At 51.2% G+C, this 15,442-nt stretch carries 12 protein-coding genes; 7 read left to right on the forward strand and 5 right to left on the reverse strand.

Going from position 1 to position 15,442, the window contains the following annotated elements; all coding sequences use genetic code 11:
* Positions 1 to 26: 26 nt before the first annotated feature.
* Positions 27 to 1,334, forward strand: a complete 1,308-nt coding sequence (locus DUE52_RS24280) for a serine hydrolase domain-containing protein (RefSeq protein ID WP_114408668.1) — start codon at positions 27 to 29, stop codon at positions 1,332 to 1,334.
* Between the two features lie 94 nt (positions 1,335 to 1,428).
* Here DUE52_RS24280 and DUE52_RS24285 read toward each other — a convergent pair whose 3' ends face one another.
* Complete coding sequence (locus tag DUE52_RS24285; RefSeq protein WP_114408669.1) at positions 1,429 to 3,501, reverse strand: S9 family peptidase; 2,073 nt, start codon at positions 3,499 to 3,501, stop codon at positions 1,429 to 1,431.
* A 158-nt stretch (positions 3,502 to 3,659) separates the two neighbouring features.
* Between DUE52_RS24285 and DUE52_RS24290 the strand changes: the two genes are divergently transcribed.
* Both DUE52_RS24290 and DUE52_RS24295 read left to right on the forward strand, forming a co-directional pair.
* Positions 3,660 to 5,168, forward strand: a complete 1,509-nt coding sequence (locus tag DUE52_RS24290) for a M20/M25/M40 family metallo-hydrolase (RefSeq protein ID WP_114408670.1) — start codon at positions 3,660 to 3,662, stop codon at positions 5,166 to 5,168.
* 212 nt (positions 5,169 to 5,380) lie between these two features.
* On the forward strand, positions 5,381 to 6,829 hold the full coding sequence (locus tag DUE52_RS24295) for a Gfo/Idh/MocA family protein (RefSeq protein WP_114408671.1): 1,449 nt from the start codon (positions 5,381 to 5,383) through the stop codon (positions 6,827 to 6,829).
* A 48-nt stretch (positions 6,830 to 6,877) separates the two neighbouring features.
* Here DUE52_RS24295 and DUE52_RS24300 read toward each other — a convergent pair whose 3' ends face one another.
* Both DUE52_RS24300 and DUE52_RS24305 read right to left on the reverse strand, forming a co-directional pair.
* Positions 6,878 to 7,102 (reverse strand): hypothetical protein, encoded by a 225-nt coding sequence (locus tag DUE52_RS24300; RefSeq protein WP_114408672.1) that lies wholly within the window; start codon positions 7,100 to 7,102, stop codon positions 6,878 to 6,880.
* A 246-nt stretch (positions 7,103 to 7,348) separates the two neighbouring features.
* Positions 7,349 to 8,521: a galactokinase gene (locus tag DUE52_RS24305; RefSeq protein ID WP_114408673.1), complete on the reverse strand. Its 1,173-nt coding sequence runs from the start codon at positions 8,519 to 8,521 to the stop codon at positions 7,349 to 7,351.
* A 229-nt stretch (positions 8,522 to 8,750) separates the two neighbouring features.
* Here DUE52_RS24305 and DUE52_RS24310 point away from each other — a divergent pair, with 229 nt between their 5' ends.
* Positions 8,751 to 10,292: a YifB family Mg chelatase-like AAA ATPase gene (locus DUE52_RS24310; protein WP_114408674.1), complete on the forward strand. Its 1,542-nt coding sequence runs from the start codon at positions 8,751 to 8,753 to the stop codon at positions 10,290 to 10,292.
* 4 nt (positions 10,293 to 10,296) lie between these two features.
* On the opposite strand, the gene DUE52_RS24315 is transcribed toward DUE52_RS24310, so the two are convergent.
* Positions 10,297 to 11,427 (reverse strand): ATP-binding protein, encoded by a 1,131-nt coding sequence (locus tag DUE52_RS24315; protein WP_114408675.1) that lies wholly within the window; start codon positions 11,425 to 11,427, stop codon positions 10,297 to 10,299.
* An 89-nt stretch (positions 11,428 to 11,516) separates the two neighbouring features.
* Entirely contained in the window at positions 11,517 to 12,602 is a 1,086-nt protein-coding gene (gene recF / locus DUE52_RS24320; protein ID WP_114408676.1) for a DNA replication/repair protein RecF, read from the reverse strand.
* A gap of 169 nt (positions 12,603 to 12,771) precedes the next feature.
* Here recF and pdhA point away from each other — a divergent pair, with 169 nt between their 5' ends.
* The 3 genes from pdhA (at position 12,772) to ribH (ending at position 15,404) form a co-directional block, all read left to right on the forward strand.
* Positions 12,772 to 13,830, forward strand: a complete 1,059-nt coding sequence (gene pdhA, locus DUE52_RS24325; RefSeq protein WP_114408677.1) for a pyruvate dehydrogenase (acetyl-transferring) E1 component subunit alpha — start codon at positions 12,772 to 12,774, stop codon at positions 13,828 to 13,830.
* A gap of 186 nt (positions 13,831 to 14,016) precedes the next feature.
* A complete protein-coding gene (locus DUE52_RS24330; RefSeq protein WP_114408678.1) occupies positions 14,017 to 14,718 on the forward strand; it encodes a tetratricopeptide repeat protein in 702 nt (233 codons plus the stop codon).
* Positions 14,719 to 14,906: 188 nt separating this feature from the next.
* Positions 14,907 to 15,404 (forward strand): 6,7-dimethyl-8-ribityllumazine synthase, encoded by a 498-nt coding sequence (ribH, locus tag DUE52_RS24335; protein WP_114408679.1) that lies wholly within the window; start codon positions 14,907 to 14,909, stop codon positions 15,402 to 15,404.
* The last annotated feature ends 38 nt before the right edge of the window (positions 15,405 to 15,442 follow it).

Below are 15,442 nucleotides of genomic sequence, written 5' to 3' on the forward strand. Positions count from 1 at the left end.
TTTCATAAATCTCGCCATAAGTCAGGATGAACTCTTTTTCTTTTACGCGCCTGAGTAAGCGGTTCAGTTTCTCGCTTGCAACGAGTTTTACCGGTATCGTTCGATGCCTGGTGACGGGAGGGCTGACCGGTTTGTTGTCCGGCTGTAGCTTCACCAATCTGGACGATCACCGGGATTTGGCCACCCTTAAAATGCAGGAAGCCGTCGACAAAGTACGGACCGATCTGGAAAAAGAGCTTCAGAAAGAGGTTCCTTCACTCAATGTGCTGATTCAGACTCCTACCCAAACCTACTTCGCATCGTCGGCCGCTGCGGGGCAACAACCCGTCACGCCCAACACCATTTACCGGTTCGCCAGCGTTACCAAAAACTTTACGGCCACGGCGGTTATGAAGATGTTTCAGGACGGTTGGCTCGACTACAAAGCCTACATCAACGATTTGATTCCGGGTACGGATCAACCCTACGTACCAGCCACGCCCGACTGGAATATTCCCAACAAGAGTGTGATCACGATTGAGCAGTTGCTCCAGCACAGCGCCGGGGTGTTCGATGTCGATAATGATCCAGTGCCGGGTTTCAATGGGGAGAGCTACGTTAATTACGTCCTGTCTCGTGATTCGACCCACCAGTTTACTACGGAGGAAATGCTCAAGCCAATCATCGATAACCAGCTTTACTACTTCACGCCCGGCACCGGTCATCATTATAGCAACACGGGCTACGTCATCCTGAGCCGGATCATCGAACGGGTTTACTCGGCCCGGAGCGGTAGCGCGAAGACTTTCGCCGATTACCTCTACGACCATATTACCGGGCCGTCTAGCCGGGTGCCCCTTGCCATTTCGTTTCCCTACCGGGCCGACGATGTTCAGCTACCACAACCCAACGTAGCCAGTCTGCTCTGGCGGCCATCGGGTCTACTGGAGCGTTTCGGCCAGGTCAATATGAGTGCCCATGTGGGTGAAGGGAATGGGTATAGCAGCATGGCGAGCCTGAACACTTTTGTCCGTACGTTGATGCGTGGTGAGAACATTTTGCAGCCTCAGACGGTGACGCTATTGCAAACCGACGGGTCGGTAGCCAGACCCACTTATGCATTGGGTACCTCCCTGTATGCCAACCTGGGCTACGGCCACAACGGGGCCATTGCAGGTTATTTGACATTGATGGTTTATGACCCGACCACAGAAGTGTCACTCGTGGCGATGCTGCCGTTTTGGGATCTTACCCAGGGGCCGAATGGCGATATTTCTTTTGGGAAATGCTTCAACGCCATGTATGACGCAGCCTATGCCGCCCGAACGGCTTTAGGCTACCCAGGTAAGCCCTGAAATACAGGTAAAATCGCCGGGGACATACCCTTTGGAAGTATAAATCCCCCGATTGTCACAGCAACCGGGGGATTTATTTATGAAATTACTTCAGTTATTGCCGGATTCCCACCAGATTCAGCATGAACGCGTATTCCAGAGCAATCTCTTTCAAGGCTTCAAACCGCCCCGACGCCCCGCCGTGTCCGGCTTCCAGGTTGGTGTGCAGCAGCAATTGATTGGTGTCGGTTTTCATGGTACGGAGTTTAGCAACCCACTTGGCGGGTTCCCAGTATTGTACCTGCGAGTCGTGTAAACCGGTCATCACCAGCATGTTCGGATAGGCCTGCTCTTTCACGTTGTCGTAGGGTGAATACGAAAGCATGTAGTCGTAGTATTTTTTGATCTTCGGATTGCCCCATTCTTCAAACTCGCCGGTCGTCAGCGGAATGCTTTCGTCGAGCATGGTCGTGACCACATCGACAAACGGCACCGACGCCACGACGCCCCGGTACAGTTGCGGTTTTTGGTTTACAACGGCACCCATGAGTAAACCGCCCGCGCTGCCGCCCATCGCAAACAGCTTGTCGGCGCTGGTATAGTTGTGCTGTATCAAATAATCCGAAACGTCCACGAAGTCGTTGAACGTGTTTTTCTTCTTGAGCATTTTGCCGTTGTCGTACCACTTCCGGCCCATTTCCTGCCCACCCCGAATGTGGGCAATGGCGAACAGAAAACCACGGTCGAGGAGGCTCAGGCGCGTAGAGCTAAAACCGGGGTCGGTCGAATAACCGTAGGAACCGTAGGAATATTGCAGCAGCGGAGCCGAACCGTCTTTGGGGGTGTCTTTTCGGCGCACAACCGAAACCGGAATTCGGGCACCATCGCGGGATTTGACGAAAAACCGCTCTGACGTGTAGTTTGCCGGATCAAAACCGCCCAGCACTTCCTGCTGTTTTATCAGCGTTTTTTCCTTCGTTTCCATGTTGTAATCGAAGGTCGAACTGGGCGTCGTCAGCGACGAATAACCAAAACGCAGGGTGGTGGTGTTGAAATCCGGGTTGTAGCCAATCCCGGCGACATAAGCCGGTTCGCCAAAATCCAGGTAATGTTCTTCTTTGTTCCGGCGATCAATCACCCGCAAATGAATCAGTCCTTCTTTCCGTTCGCCCAGAACCAGGTGGTTTTTGAAGACATCCAGTTGCTGTAGATAGACATGATGGCGGTGCGGAATGACTTCTTTCCAGGCCGACCGGTCGTTGGTTTTGGTTTCCTTCGCTTCCATCAGCCTGAAGTTTTCGGCTTTCCAGTTTGTCCGAACATAGAAAGTCGTTTCCAGGTGCTGAATGTCGTATTCGTGGCCTTTTTCGCGGGGCAGAAAAACGACAAACTCGCCCGTCGGATTGCTCGCTTCCAGAAGCCGGTATTCCGTCGCCACGCCGTTGTGGTCAGACACCACGGCGATGTATTTTTTCGACTTCATGCGACCCAGGCCCATGTAAAACTGGTTGTCCGTTTCTTCATAGAGCAGCACATCCTGCGCCGGATCAGTACCCAGCACGTGACGGTATACCTGATAACCCAGCAGCGTTTGCGGGTCTTTCCGGATGTAGAAAAGGGTCTGGTTATCAGCCGCCCAGGCGTAGCTGCCGCCTTCGGTGTCCGGAATGGCATCGGGATAAATCTCCCCGGTTTTCAGGTTTTTGATCCGCAGCGTGTACATCCGACGGCTGACGGTATCTTCGCCGTAGGCCACCAGTTCGTCGTTGTCCGATACTTCCAGACCGCCGATGTTGTAATACGAATACGGTTTTGCCATTTCGTTGACATCCAGCATCACTTCCTCTTCGGCATCCAGCGAACCGGGTTTCCGGCAATACACCGGGTATTCGCCCCCTTCGATGAATTTAGTATAATAGTAATAATTGCCTTCTTTGTACGGAACCGATTCGTCTTGCTGTTTCATACGGCCTTTCATCTCCTCAAACAGCTTTTGCCGAAAGTCTTTGACAGGTGCCAATACGTCCTCCAGATGCGCATTTTCGGCTTTCAGATAGTCGATCACCTCGGGATTTTCCCGTTCGTTGAGCCAGTAATAATTGTCGATCCGGGTGTGGCCGTGAGTGGTCAGTTCGGTCGGTTTGATGGCCGCCTGGGGCAAAACCGATGTCGTCTGCGCGTTTGTCATAGAATTCGATGGGACTGAATACGAAACCCAATAACACCTTTTTTTCAGGATTCGTTGAGGTGTTTCGATTTGGGGAAGAAACTTAAAGTTTTTTCCCCACTTACGCGGCATTCCCTCGCTTTTTTGTTATTTTGAGGAGTTATACGGTTATCCTCACTATGCGAAAAAAAGTCTACGTTTATCTGCTGCTTTCTGGCGGTATTTGTTTGCTGAGTGCCTACACACTGAAGAAAAAGGGTGATCGGATCGACGAAGGACAATCCCGCCCAACGCTGGAAAAAGTTTTTGCCAAAATCAATCAGGAAGTACTGCAAAACAGCCGGGTTTTTGAAACCCTCACCGATGCCACGCAGAAAATTGGTCACCGGCTAACGGGCAGCGCCAACGGAAGCCGCGCGGAGGAATATACCTATAACCTGCTGAAACAATACGGCTATTCGGATACGAAATACGCCCCTTTCGAAGTAGAATCGTGGATGCGCGACACCGTAACGCTGGCGGTGGTGCCCCGAAAAAGCGATAATTTCCGGGATGTCGAAGTGGTTGCCCTGGCGCATTCGCCCGTCGAAGCCCATGTTCAGGGTGAAATCATTGACATCGGCAACGGTCTGGAAGGCGATTTTGCGGCACTGAAAGACCGGATCAAAGGGAAAGTTGCACTGGTGAACATCGGTCTGGCGGCTCCTACGAAGGGCGCCCGGAACCTCCACCGCTCCGAAAAAACCGCCCTCGCCATTCAGCACGGTGCCATCGGCGTGATTATGGTCAATCTGGTGCCGGGCAATGTGCTGCTGACCGGAACGGCCTCCGTAACCGGCAAGCTCATTCCGGTTCCATCAGTGTGCATTTCTCTGGAAAGTGGTCAGGAAATCCGCCAGTGGATGCAGGATCAGAAAAACCTGCAGGCGGTGATCGACATGACCAACGTGAGCCGAAAAATCCGGGCGCGCAACGTCGTCGCAACGCTGAAAGGGTCACAGTTTCCCGACGAAAAAATCATCATCGGTGGTCACCTCGACTCCTGGGATCTGGCCACGGGCGCCATCGACAACGGCATTGGCTCGTTCTCCATTCTCGACATTGCCCGCACGTTCAAAGCCCTGAAAATAAAGCCGAAACGCACCATCGAGTTTGTGATGTTCATGGGCGAGGAACAAGGTTTGCTGGGTTCCCGCAGTCTGGTGGACGATTTGAAAAAAAGCGGCCAACTGGACAACGTCCGCTACATCCTGAATCTGGACATGACCAACGACCCGAGCGGTTTTAATGCGTTTGGCCGGAGCGAAATGGTGCCTTTCCTAACCGAAATCGGCGAAACCGTCAAGCTGATCGAACCGGCTTTCCAGAATACGGTATCGAATCAGGCCGGGTTGCACAGTGATCACCAGCCGTTTATGATGGAGGGTGTGCCGGTGGTCGGCATGAGCGGTCATCTGGACCGGAACGTGCTGGATTGTTACCACGCCAATTGTGACAACATGAATCTGGTCAACAAAGACCAGTTGAAAAATACCGTCCGTTATTCGGCGATGTTGCTCTACGCGCTCGCCAACGCCGATGCGATTCCGACGCAACGCATGGATGACACCAAAACCCGCGATTTCCTGATTGCCCAGGGCCTCAGGACGCCCCTGCAAATCGCGAACGAATGGCGCTGGAAGGAGTAATTTCCCTTTCCAATAAAACGCATCAGATTGAGACGCCCCCGTTAAACCGAAACCGGTTTAACGGGGGCGTTTTTTTGGTTATGCGATCAAAATTTTGACCACTATTTTGGGGTTGCACTAGCCCAATTGCGCCCTTTTGTCGTATTGATTTCAGCCTTAGCGCATTGACGTGCGTACAAGCCTGAATTTTCTTCTTTCTAAACCCTCTTTTTATGGAAGACAACCACTCTACTGCGGAAGATTTCGGTCGCCGGAGTTTTCTGAAAACGTCGTCACTGGCGGCTACTTCTTTTCTGATCGTTCCCCGGCATGTCTTGGGAAAAGGCTTCATTGCCCCCAGCGATAAACTGAACATTGCCGGGATTGGTGTAGGCGGAAAGGGGAAAAGCGACCTGGCATCTTTTGCCAAAAGTCCTAATGTGAACATTGTCGCGCTCTGCGATGTCGATGACCGTCAGGCGGTTGACTCCCGCTCCAAATATCCGAAAGCGACGTATTACAAGGATTTCCGGGAAATGCTGTCGAAAGAGCGCAAGAACATCGATGCCTGCTCCATTTCGACCCCCGACAACACCCACGCCGTGGCCACGCTGGCAGCGATGCAACTGGGCAAGCACGTTTATACGCAAAAACCGCTGACGCACGATATCTACGAATCCCGGATTCTAGGGCAGGCGGCTAAAAAATACAAGGTAATCACCCAGATGGGCAACCAGGGCGGTTCGGGCAACGGCGTTCGGCGGATGAAGGAAATCTACGATGCCGGCACGATTGGCGAGGTGCATAAAGTCCTGGCCTGGACCAACCGCCCGGTTTGGCCACAGGCCGTTCCAACCGATCAATCCTACGAGATACCAAAAGAACTGGACTTTGATCTGTGGCTGGGTCCTGCCAAGAAAGTGCCTTACAATCAGTCGTATCTGCCGTGGAACTGGCGGGGCTGGTGGCCGTATGGAACGGGTGCGCTGGGCGACATGGCCTGTCACATTCTGGACCCGGTTTTCCGGATTTTGCCGCTCGATTATCCCAATTCGGTAGAATGCAGTGTGGCCGGAACCTGGACCTTTACGCTCCGGGAGCAGGATCACAACCCCGACTGGACCCCCTTCTCATCGTCGATTCACCTGAATTATCCCCGGAAAGACAACAAGGGCGACATTAAGCTAAGCTGGTATGATGGCGGCATTTTGCCCGAACTCCCGGAAGAACTCCAGCCGGGAGAAGCCTTCGGGAATTCTGACGGGGGCGTGTTGTTCATTGGCTCGAAAGGGAAACTAATGGCCGACTGTTACGGTGCCAATCCGCGGTTATTGCCGCTGAAAGCCAACGAAACCATCAATATTCCGGAAACCATTGCCCGCGTTCCGAACGAAGACCATTATTTACAGTGGGTCGATGCCTGTATTGCCGGGTATGGCAAAGGAACCACCAGCTCGCCGTTCGAATATGCCGCGCCGTTTGCCGAAAGCATTCTGATCGGGAATCTGGCTCTGCGAAGCTGGATGCTGCGCGACAACCCGACGGCGAAACGCTCGGCGGATCGGTACAATGGCCGGAAAAAACTGCTTTGGGATGCCGCCAACATGAAAATCACGAATTACGACCTGGCCAATCAGTACGTGAAGCGGGAGTATCGGGAGGGCTGGAGTTTGGTGGTGTAGATATTTTGTCAATGCCAGTCTGAGAAAGAGCGCAATCCGTTTTCTTTCTCAGGCTGGTTTAACATTTTCTAGAATGAAACGGTACCGGTTTTCTTTCCACCATTTCGTGTCTACTTCCCGCGCCAACTCTGCGGCTTGTTCTTTCGTTCCCTGATTGGTGGCATTAGATTCCAGGAATCTAAAATAATTGACAAACTTCTGCACTTCCTCCATATCGATCAGGGAGCTGTTGAGCCGGATGCCGATTTCATTATTTTGCCGCTCAATGACCATAACGTTCTCTTTTTTTACAAAGATAATATTTTGAACGGAGTCCTATTTTAACGTGAGTGATGCCTAGTGTCGTCTCGTAGAGACGGAATGTTTATAGATTAATAGCCTGATTACCACCCGCCTGCCGTAGGTAGGCAACCGTTGCCTACCTACGGCAGGCGGGTGGTAGCATACGACAAACATCAGATGCCTAACGGCATTGGAACAGCGCTCAATTTATCAATAACTCACGTTATTTTATGAATTTCACAACGCCAGCACCGAAGTCCCATCCGTGATCCGCACCGGATAACATTTCAACGCAATGTTGAAGGCTTCCTGATAAACCGTACTCATGCGGCTAATAAACGCATCGACCGCTTCGCGTTCGACAATGTTGATGGTGCAGCCGCCAAAACCGCCCCCCATCATCCGTGCGCCCAAAACCGCAGCGTCCTGGCGGGTTTGATCGACCAGAAAATCCAGTTCCGGGCAACTGACTTCGTAGTCGTGCTGCAAACCGTCGTGGGTTTCGTACATCTTCTTTCCAAAAGCAGCCAGATCGTTTTGCAGTAAAAATTCGCAGGCTTCCCGGACGCGCTGAATTTCTTCGGTAACGTACCGACAACGTTGGTAAACCTTGCCCGGCATTTCGTCGCGGTGGGCGTCCACCAGTTCTGTGGTGGCGTCGCGCAGCAGGCGGATGTCGGGTTGGTATTTTTGCAAAATACTGACACCGGTTTCGCATTCTTCCCGCCGGGTGTTGTATTCGCTGTCGCCGAGGGAATGTTTTACGCCCGTATCGCACAAAATCAGGGCGTAATCGGTGGTCTGGAACGGGAAATATTCGTGGTGCAGCGATTGGCAATCCAGTTGAATTACCGACTGTTCGCGCCCGAACATGGAGGCAAACTGATCCATAATGCCGCAATTGACACCAACAAACTGATTTTCGGCGCGTTGGCTGAATTTCACCATGTCGATGGTCGAAAGGCCCAGACCGAACAGTTCATTCAGGCCGAACGCCAGCCCGCATTCCAGCGCGGCCGACGACGACAAACCCGCCCCGGAGGGAATGTTTCCGCCAAAAACCAGGTCAAAACCGCCCGGCTGATACCCGGCTTTCTGCAACTGATCGACCACGCCCATCAGGTAATTGGGCCAACCCAGCGGAGACTGCGTAAAATCGTCGAGCGGGAAGGAAAACGATTGACTGACATTTTCGGCGAAAATGCGCCCGGTTCGGTCATCCCGCCGGGAAATGGCGAAAATAATTTCTTTGTCGATACTGGCCGGTAAGACCAGTCCCCCGTTGTAATCCGTGTGTTCGCCCAGCAGGTTGATCCGCCCCGGCCCGCGCACCAGCAACTCGGGTTGCCGGTTAAATTCCTTCCGAAAAACAGCCTCAATCTGGTGAATATAAGGACGCTGAGCAATCATAGTATGAGCGTTAAGGGATCTTTTTACTGACAGCGATGTCAATTTTGTTCCAAATTTTGCTGCCTTTTTACAGTTTACAAACAAGCCCGTGGGAAATCTGTCGATTCAGACAAAAAAACTTTGCTACGTCTTCGAACGGCTATGGCAAAGAAAGTCCCGGTTTTCCTGTGTCCTTTCGGTTGGTTATGCGTCTAAGCAGAGTAACAATCATCATCCAAAACCTGCTTTTATGCTGGCAAAGACCTTTGGAAGCGCCGTTCACGGTGTTGGTGCCACCATCATTACCATTGAAATCACGGTGGCTCAGGGATTACACTTTTTCATGGTCGGTTTGCCCGATAGTGCCGTCAAAGAAAGTGAGCAACGGGTCGAATCGTCCCTGAAATATTTCGGCTACCGGATGCCCCGGCAAAAGGTCGTTGTCAACCTGGCTCCGGCCGACATCCGCAAGGAAGGCTCGTCCTACGATTTGCCGATCGGCCTATGCGTGCTGCAGGCATCGGAACAAATTACCCTGGTGCGCAACCTGGAAGACTACGTCATCATGGGCGAACTGTCGCTCGACGGCAAGTTGCGGCCCATCAAAGGCGTGTTGCCCATTGCGATCGAGGCCCGGAAACGCGGTTTTAAAGGGTTTGTGTTGCCCGCCGAGAATGCACCGGAAGCCGCCATCGTCAACAATCTGGATGTGATTGGGGTCGAAACGATAATGGATGCGGTGGAATACTTTGAGGGGAAGAAAGAAATAACACCGCTGGTAACCGACACACGAGAACTGTTTACGAATACTCAAAATGCCTACGATGCCGATTTTGCCCACGTTCAGGGGCAGGAAAACATCAAACGGGCGATGGAAATTGCGGCTGCCGGTGGTCATAATGTGATCATGATTGGTCCGCCTGGGGCTGGAAAAACCATGCTGGCAAAGCGGTTGCCCAGTATTTTGCCGCCCCTGACGTTACATGAAGCACTCGAGACCACCAAGATTCACTCCGTGGCCGGCAAGTTGGGCAGCCGGGCCACGCTGATTGCCACGCGTCCGTTTCGATCACCGCACCACACCATCAGCGATGCGGCTTTGGTTGGTGGCGGCAGTTTTCCGCAGCCCGGCGAGATCTCGTTGTCGCACAACGGCGTTTTGTTTCTGGACGAATTGCCGGAGTTCAAGCGAACGGCGCTGGAGGTGATGCGTCAGCCGCTCGAAGAACGGAAAGTGAGCATTTCGCGCGCCAAATGGGCAGTGGAATTTCCGGCCAATTTTATGCTGATCGCCAGCATGAATCCGTGTCCGTGCGGCTATTACAACCATCCCGAAAAAGAGTGCGTTTGCGGCCCGGGCGTCGTGCAGCGGTATTTGAACAAGATCAGCGGGCCGTTGCTGGATCGCATCGACCTGCACGTGGAAGTGACGCCGGTTTCGTTCGATCAGATGACCGCCAACCGCCCGTCGGAAGGCAGTGAAACTATTCGGGAGCGGGTGATCCGGGCGCGGGAAATTCAGACTAAACGGTTTGGTGAGCAATCCGGTATTTATTCCAACGCCATGATGCCGTCGCAGATGGTGAAGGAAGTTTGCGTCATCAGCCCGGCGGGTTTGGCGTTGCTAAAAACCGCCATGGAACGGCTGGGCTTGTCGGCCCGCGCCTACGACCGGATTCTGAAAGTGTCGCGCACGATTGCGGATCTAGCGGGTACTGAACACATCGAGATTGAGCATTTGGCGGAGGCCATTCAATACCGGAGTCTGGATCGGGAGAACTGGGCGGGGTGATTGTCTACGCAGGCGGGTTCAATAAGAATTCCTCAACATTCTCGGGAGAAATAACCGATGTTCCTGACCCCGCATAGTTTTCGGTAAAGGTCTGAGGAAACCGCACTTTATCCCGTTTATTCCATTTGAATTCATAAGCTTCCAGACGTTCACCGTAGTCCTCGATCAGATCGATTTCCTGCTGCTGCGTTGTACGCCAGAAATACTGAGTTGCATCCAAATCCTGATAATGCAGGAACTTCATACGTTCAGAAATGACGTAATTTTCCCATAAAGCGCCCACATCCGTTCGGGACTGAAGTGGTTTAAAATTATTCAAAATGGCATTTCGTATACCGCAATCATAGAAATAGACCTTCTTGCCTTTTTTAATTTCGTTCCGTACATTCCGGTTGAGCGCCGGCAATCGAAAAACGACGTAAGTCTTTTCCAATAAATCAATGTATTTGTCAACGGTTTTGTAGTCACTACCAATGGTTTGTCCGATCTCCTGGTAACTGATTTCACTACCAACCTGCAAGGCAAGTGCTTTGAGCAGTTTTTCAAGAAGCAGCGGTTTTTTGACCTGTTCCAGCATTAATAAATCTTTATAGAGATAGCTGCTTGCCAGGAGTTTCAGCAATTCTGCTTCTTCTCCAACTTTGGTAACGATTTCGGGATAACAACCATAAATCAATCGGTTTTCGATCAGTCTTTTTTCATGAACCAGTCCATTGTGTTGAACCATTTCAGCAAAACTCAGCGGGTAAAGCATGAATTCATACTTGCGCCCGGTCAACGGCTCATTCACTTGGCTCGATAGCTCAAATGCGGAAGAACCGGTCGCAATCACCTGAACGGTTTTTATCTGATCGGTGAATAATTTAAGCGTAAGCCCAATGTTGGGAATCCGTTGCGCTTCATCAATGAATAAGATGGTTTTGTTACCAACTACGGTTTTTAACTTTGTAGCCGTTGTATTCGTTAGTATTTCGCGAACATCGTAGTCATCTCCATTGAGGTACACATGATCCTTTTTGGCCAGCATCGATTCAACCAGTGTAGACTTGCCTGATTGACGGGGTCCAAAAAGTAGAATGGCTTTACCTTTAAAAAGTCGCTGCTCTATCTTTTTCTGTATTATTCGCTCAATCATACTATTTCTGGATTTGAATCCTAAAAATATCATAATATCACAGGATTTCAATCCCAAAATATCATAACATTTTGGGATTTGGCAATAATTTACCCTTCCGTCCGAAAATACGCCACATCGGCTTTTACCGACGTCAGCAGTTCGCGCGTGCGGTCGGGCCGGGCGTCGGTGATAAAAATCTGGCCGAAGGTGTGGTGTTCCATCAAGGTGATGAGCTTGCCGATCCGGCGGTCGTCGAGTTTATCGAAAATGTCGTCGAGCAGCAACATCGGTTTTACGCCTTTCTCGGCTTGTAATTGCTCGAACTGCGCGAGTTTTAAAGCAATGACAAATGTTTTCTGTTGCCCCTGAGAACCGAATTTCTTCAACGCCACGCCGTTGGCTTCGAACACGTAATCGTCCTTGTGAACGCCCTTGTTGGTGCGCTGCAACTGAATGTCGCGCTGGCGGTTTCGGCGGAAATCCTTCGGAAACTCCTCATTGCCCACCTCCGATTCGTAAATGATGTCGACGGCTTCGCGGGCGTCGCTCAGGTAGGCATAATGTTTTTGAACGATGGGCAGAAAGTCGCCGATGAACTGCTTTCGGCGCTGGTAAATCCGATCGGCCAGTTGCAGCAGCGGTTCGTTGTAGGTTTCCAGCAGTTCTTCATCCAGGTAGTTTCGTTCGGCAAAAAGCTTTAAGGTTCCGTTTCGCTGTTTCAGAATCTGTTGGTAGAACAGGTAATCGCGGAGGTAGTCGGCATCCAGTTGTGACAGAACGCCATCGAAAAAATGCCGCCGTTCTTCGCTGTGTTCCCGCACGAGATCCGTATCGTTGGGCGCCAGCATCACCACCGGAAACCGCCCGATGTGTTCGCTAATGCGCTCATACGGTTTTTTGTCCGACAACAACACTTTCCGCTGCCCGCGTTGCAGGCTACACGTAATCTGCGTCGGTTTATCGTCGTGGCGGAAAATGCCGTCGATGATGAAGAAATCGCTCTGGTGGTGAATGCTCAACGCATCCTGGTTGTGAAACGCACTCTTACTCAGCGACAAAAAATAAACGGCGTCGAGCAGGTTGGTTTTCCCGCTTCCATTCGGTCCAACGATGCAATTAATCTGTTCGCTCAATGTAAAACTCCCTTCCTCGTAGTTTTTGAAGTTGGTCAGGTTGAGTTTTTCCAAATACATCGGTATGGTTGTTAGCAGGAATTGCGTATTTTCGCGGCATCGTGGTGGTAACAGCCGCGTGTTTAAGCAACAAAGATACAGGTCGTTTGTTACGTAATGACCGGTTACCTGTATCGCACAACGATTTCCGTTTTATTCGGTTATCCTTTTTTTACGCCCAACGAACTCTATGGCAAGTGTAAAGGAAAAATCTAAGCCGGGCGACGCTTCGCCGGGCGACGCATCGCCAGCCGCTGCAAAAACCAAGCATCCGAAAGAACGCTACCTGTATTGGTATGAGTCGATGATGCTGCAACGTAAATTTGAAGAAAAAGCCGGTCAGCTCTACGGACAGCAGAAAATCCGGGGTTTCTGTCACCTTTATATTGGGCAGGAAGCCTGCTCTTCAGGGTCGTATTCAGCCCTGACCAAAGATGATAAATGGATTACGGCCTACCGCGACCACGGTATTCCGTTGGCGTTGGGCTCTGATCCCAAAGCCATTATGGCCGAGTTATTTGGCAAACAAACCGGCTCGTCGAAAGGCAAAGGCGGTTCGATGCACATTTTCGATAAATCGGTGAATTTTATGGGCGGCCACGGCATTGTGGGCGGCCAGATTCCGATGGGAGCCGGTATTGCTTTTGCCGAGAAATACAACAAAACCACCAACCTGTGCATGTGTTTCATGGGCGACGGTGCCGTTCGGCAAGGTTCGTTCCACGAAACGTTGAACATGGCCATGACGTGGAAACTGCCGGTTATTTTTGTGGTAGAAAACAACGGTTACGCGATGGGAACGTCCGTGGCCCGTACGTCCAATGTAACGGATCTGTATACGCTGGGTGAAGCCTACGACATGCCGTCGGAACCCGTCGATGCGATGGATGTGGAAGCCGTTCACGAAGCCGTGAGCCGCGCTGCCGAGCGCGCCCGCAAAGGCGACGGTCCGACGTTCCTGGAATTCCGGACCTACCGCTACCGGGGTCACTCGATGTCCGATCCGCAGAAATACCGCACAAAGGACGAGCTGGAGCAATACAAGCAACGCGACCCGATCGAGAACGTCCGGGCGACGATTTTGAAAGAGAAGCTGGCGACCGAAGAAGATCTGGCGGCCATCGATCAGAAAATCAAAGGCATCGTGGATGAGTCGGTGAAGTTTGCCGAAGAGTCGCCCTATCCGGGACCGGAAGAGGCTTTCCGGGACGTCTACATGCAGAAAGATTATCCATTTATCATGGAATAATCAGGAGCCGCATAAAGGTGAAAGGGAAGGAGGAAGGAAAGAAAGGGCTGTCAGCTTATTTCTTTCTACGCTTTCTTCCCTTTTTCATGTCGATTGTTCGGGCTTTGGTAGCAAAACTTTGTCTTTGTTCTTTCTATTATCCAGAGATTTACTAAATTTGCAGTCCGAAATTTTGGATAATTATAAATGAGTAAGACACAAACAAACTCCAAACTGGAGTTTCTGGAAGATCCCGCTGCTCTGGCGGGTTCGTTAGGGAAGGCGGAGTTGTTTTTTGAAAAAAATCAGAAGCTGATTCTGGGTCTGCTGGGCGGTATTGTCCTGGTGGTGGCCGGTTTTATCGGTTATCGCTACTGGGTGAGCAGCCAGGACCAGGAAGCGCAAACGGCCGTGTTCCCGTCGGTTTACGAATGGGAGGCCGATTCACTGAAAAAAGCATTGAATGGTAACGGCGCCAATGAAGGTTTGGTCGCCATTTCCGAAGAATATAGTGCCACCCCTACCGGTAACGTCACCAGTTTCCGCGCTGGAGTCGCTTTTCTGAAGTTAGGCCAGTACGACCAAGCCATTGAAAAACTGAAAAATTTCAAATCGTCGGATTTGCTGGTGCAAGCCCGTGCCTACGCCCTGATTGGTGATGCCAACATGGAAAAGAAAGCCTACGGCGACGCCATCGAGTATTACAAAAAAGCGGCTGATTACAAGCCCAACCCCTATTTTACACCTGCTTACCTGATGAAGCTGGCACTGGCCTACGAGCAAAACAAGCAAAATCAGGATGCGATTGATACATACAGTTCGATTATCGACAAATACCCTACCTCTTCGGAAGCCGCTAACGCCAAGAAGTATAAATCGGTGTTGGAAAGCACGGTCGGTGAGTCGTAAGCAGCGTTAATTCAACCATTGCGAAAGGACAAAGCCGACCGGGTTTTGTCCTTTTTTTTGACCAGGATTTAACTGATTGGAATGATGAACTCTGATTTATCCTGTCAATCGTTTCGCTAGTCCCGGCAACTGTACTCACTTATTGTAATCATAATTAATCCCTTTAATCAGTTAAATCCTGGTTCAGAATGGCATCCGAATTAAAGAACTTAAGTGTTTTTTCAACCGATCACCTGCCCGACATCAGTCATCGCCAGTTTGCCATCGTGGTGGCCGAGTGGAATGCAGAAGTAACCGAAGCCCTGTTTTCGGGTGCCTACCAGACGTTGATCAACTACGGCGCGAAAGCCGAGAACATCGTCCGGGGTAACGTTCCGGGGAGTTTCGAACTCAGTTTGGGTGCGCAATGGTTTGCCCAACGCACGGAAATCGATGCGGTTATTGCGCTGGGCTGCGTGATTCAGGGTGAAACCAAACACAACGATTACATCAACCACGCCGTGGCGCAGGGATTGACGAACGTTGGCCTGCAAACCGGAAAACCAGTTATTTTCGGGGTTCTGACGCCGAACAACCAGCAACAGGCTCTCGACCGGGCGGGCGGTGTTCACGGCAACAAAGGCGACGAAGCCGCCATGACCGCCATCAAAATGTTAGGATTACAGCAACAAGTGTATAGTTTATAATCATCTAATTTTGAATGAGTGAATGATAGAATGAGTGA

It is taken from the genome of Larkinella punicea (assembly GCF_003334855.1).
Taxonomy (GTDB): Bacteria; Bacteroidota; Bacteroidia; order Cytophagales; family Spirosomataceae; genus Larkinella; species Larkinella punicea.

Excerpts from the sequence above, each read along its gene's own strand:
- DUE52_RS24280 (WP_114408668.1), top strand. The coding sequence starts at position 27 with ATGAACTCTTTTTCTTTTACGCGCCTGAGTAAGCGGTTCAGTTTCTCG.
- DUE52_RS24285 (WP_114408669.1), bottom strand. The coding sequence starts at position 3,501 with ATGACAAACGCGCAGACGACATCGGTTTTGCCCCAGGCGGCCATCAAA.
- DUE52_RS24290 (WP_114408670.1), top strand. The coding sequence starts at position 3,660 with ATGCGAAAAAAAGTCTACGTTTATCTGCTGCTTTCTGGCGGTATTTGT.
- DUE52_RS24295 (WP_114408671.1), top strand. The coding sequence starts at position 5,381 with ATGGAAGACAACCACTCTACTGCGGAAGATTTCGGTCGCCGGAGTTTT.
- DUE52_RS24300 (WP_114408672.1), bottom strand. The coding sequence starts at position 7,102 with ATGGTCATTGAGCGGCAAAATAATGAAATCGGCATCCGGCTCAACAGC.
- DUE52_RS24305 (WP_114408673.1), bottom strand. The coding sequence starts at position 8,521 with ATGATTGCTCAGCGTCCTTATATTCACCAGATTGAGGCTGTTTTTCGG.
- DUE52_RS24310 (WP_114408674.1), top strand. The coding sequence starts at position 8,751 with ATGCTGGCAAAGACCTTTGGAAGCGCCGTTCACGGTGTTGGTGCCACC.
- DUE52_RS24315 (WP_114408675.1), bottom strand. The coding sequence starts at position 11,427 with ATGATTGAGCGAATAATACAGAAAAAGATAGAGCAGCGACTTTTTAAA.
- recF (WP_114408676.1), bottom strand. The coding sequence starts at position 12,602 with ATGTATTTGGAAAAACTCAACCTGACCAACTTCAAAAACTACGAGGAA.
- pdhA (WP_114408677.1), top strand. The coding sequence starts at position 12,772 with ATGGCAAGTGTAAAGGAAAAATCTAAGCCGGGCGACGCTTCGCCGGGC.
- DUE52_RS24330 (WP_114408678.1), top strand. The coding sequence starts at position 14,017 with ATGAGTAAGACACAAACAAACTCCAAACTGGAGTTTCTGGAAGATCCC.
- ribH (WP_114408679.1), top strand. The coding sequence starts at position 14,907 with ATGGCATCCGAATTAAAGAACTTAAGTGTTTTTTCAACCGATCACCTG.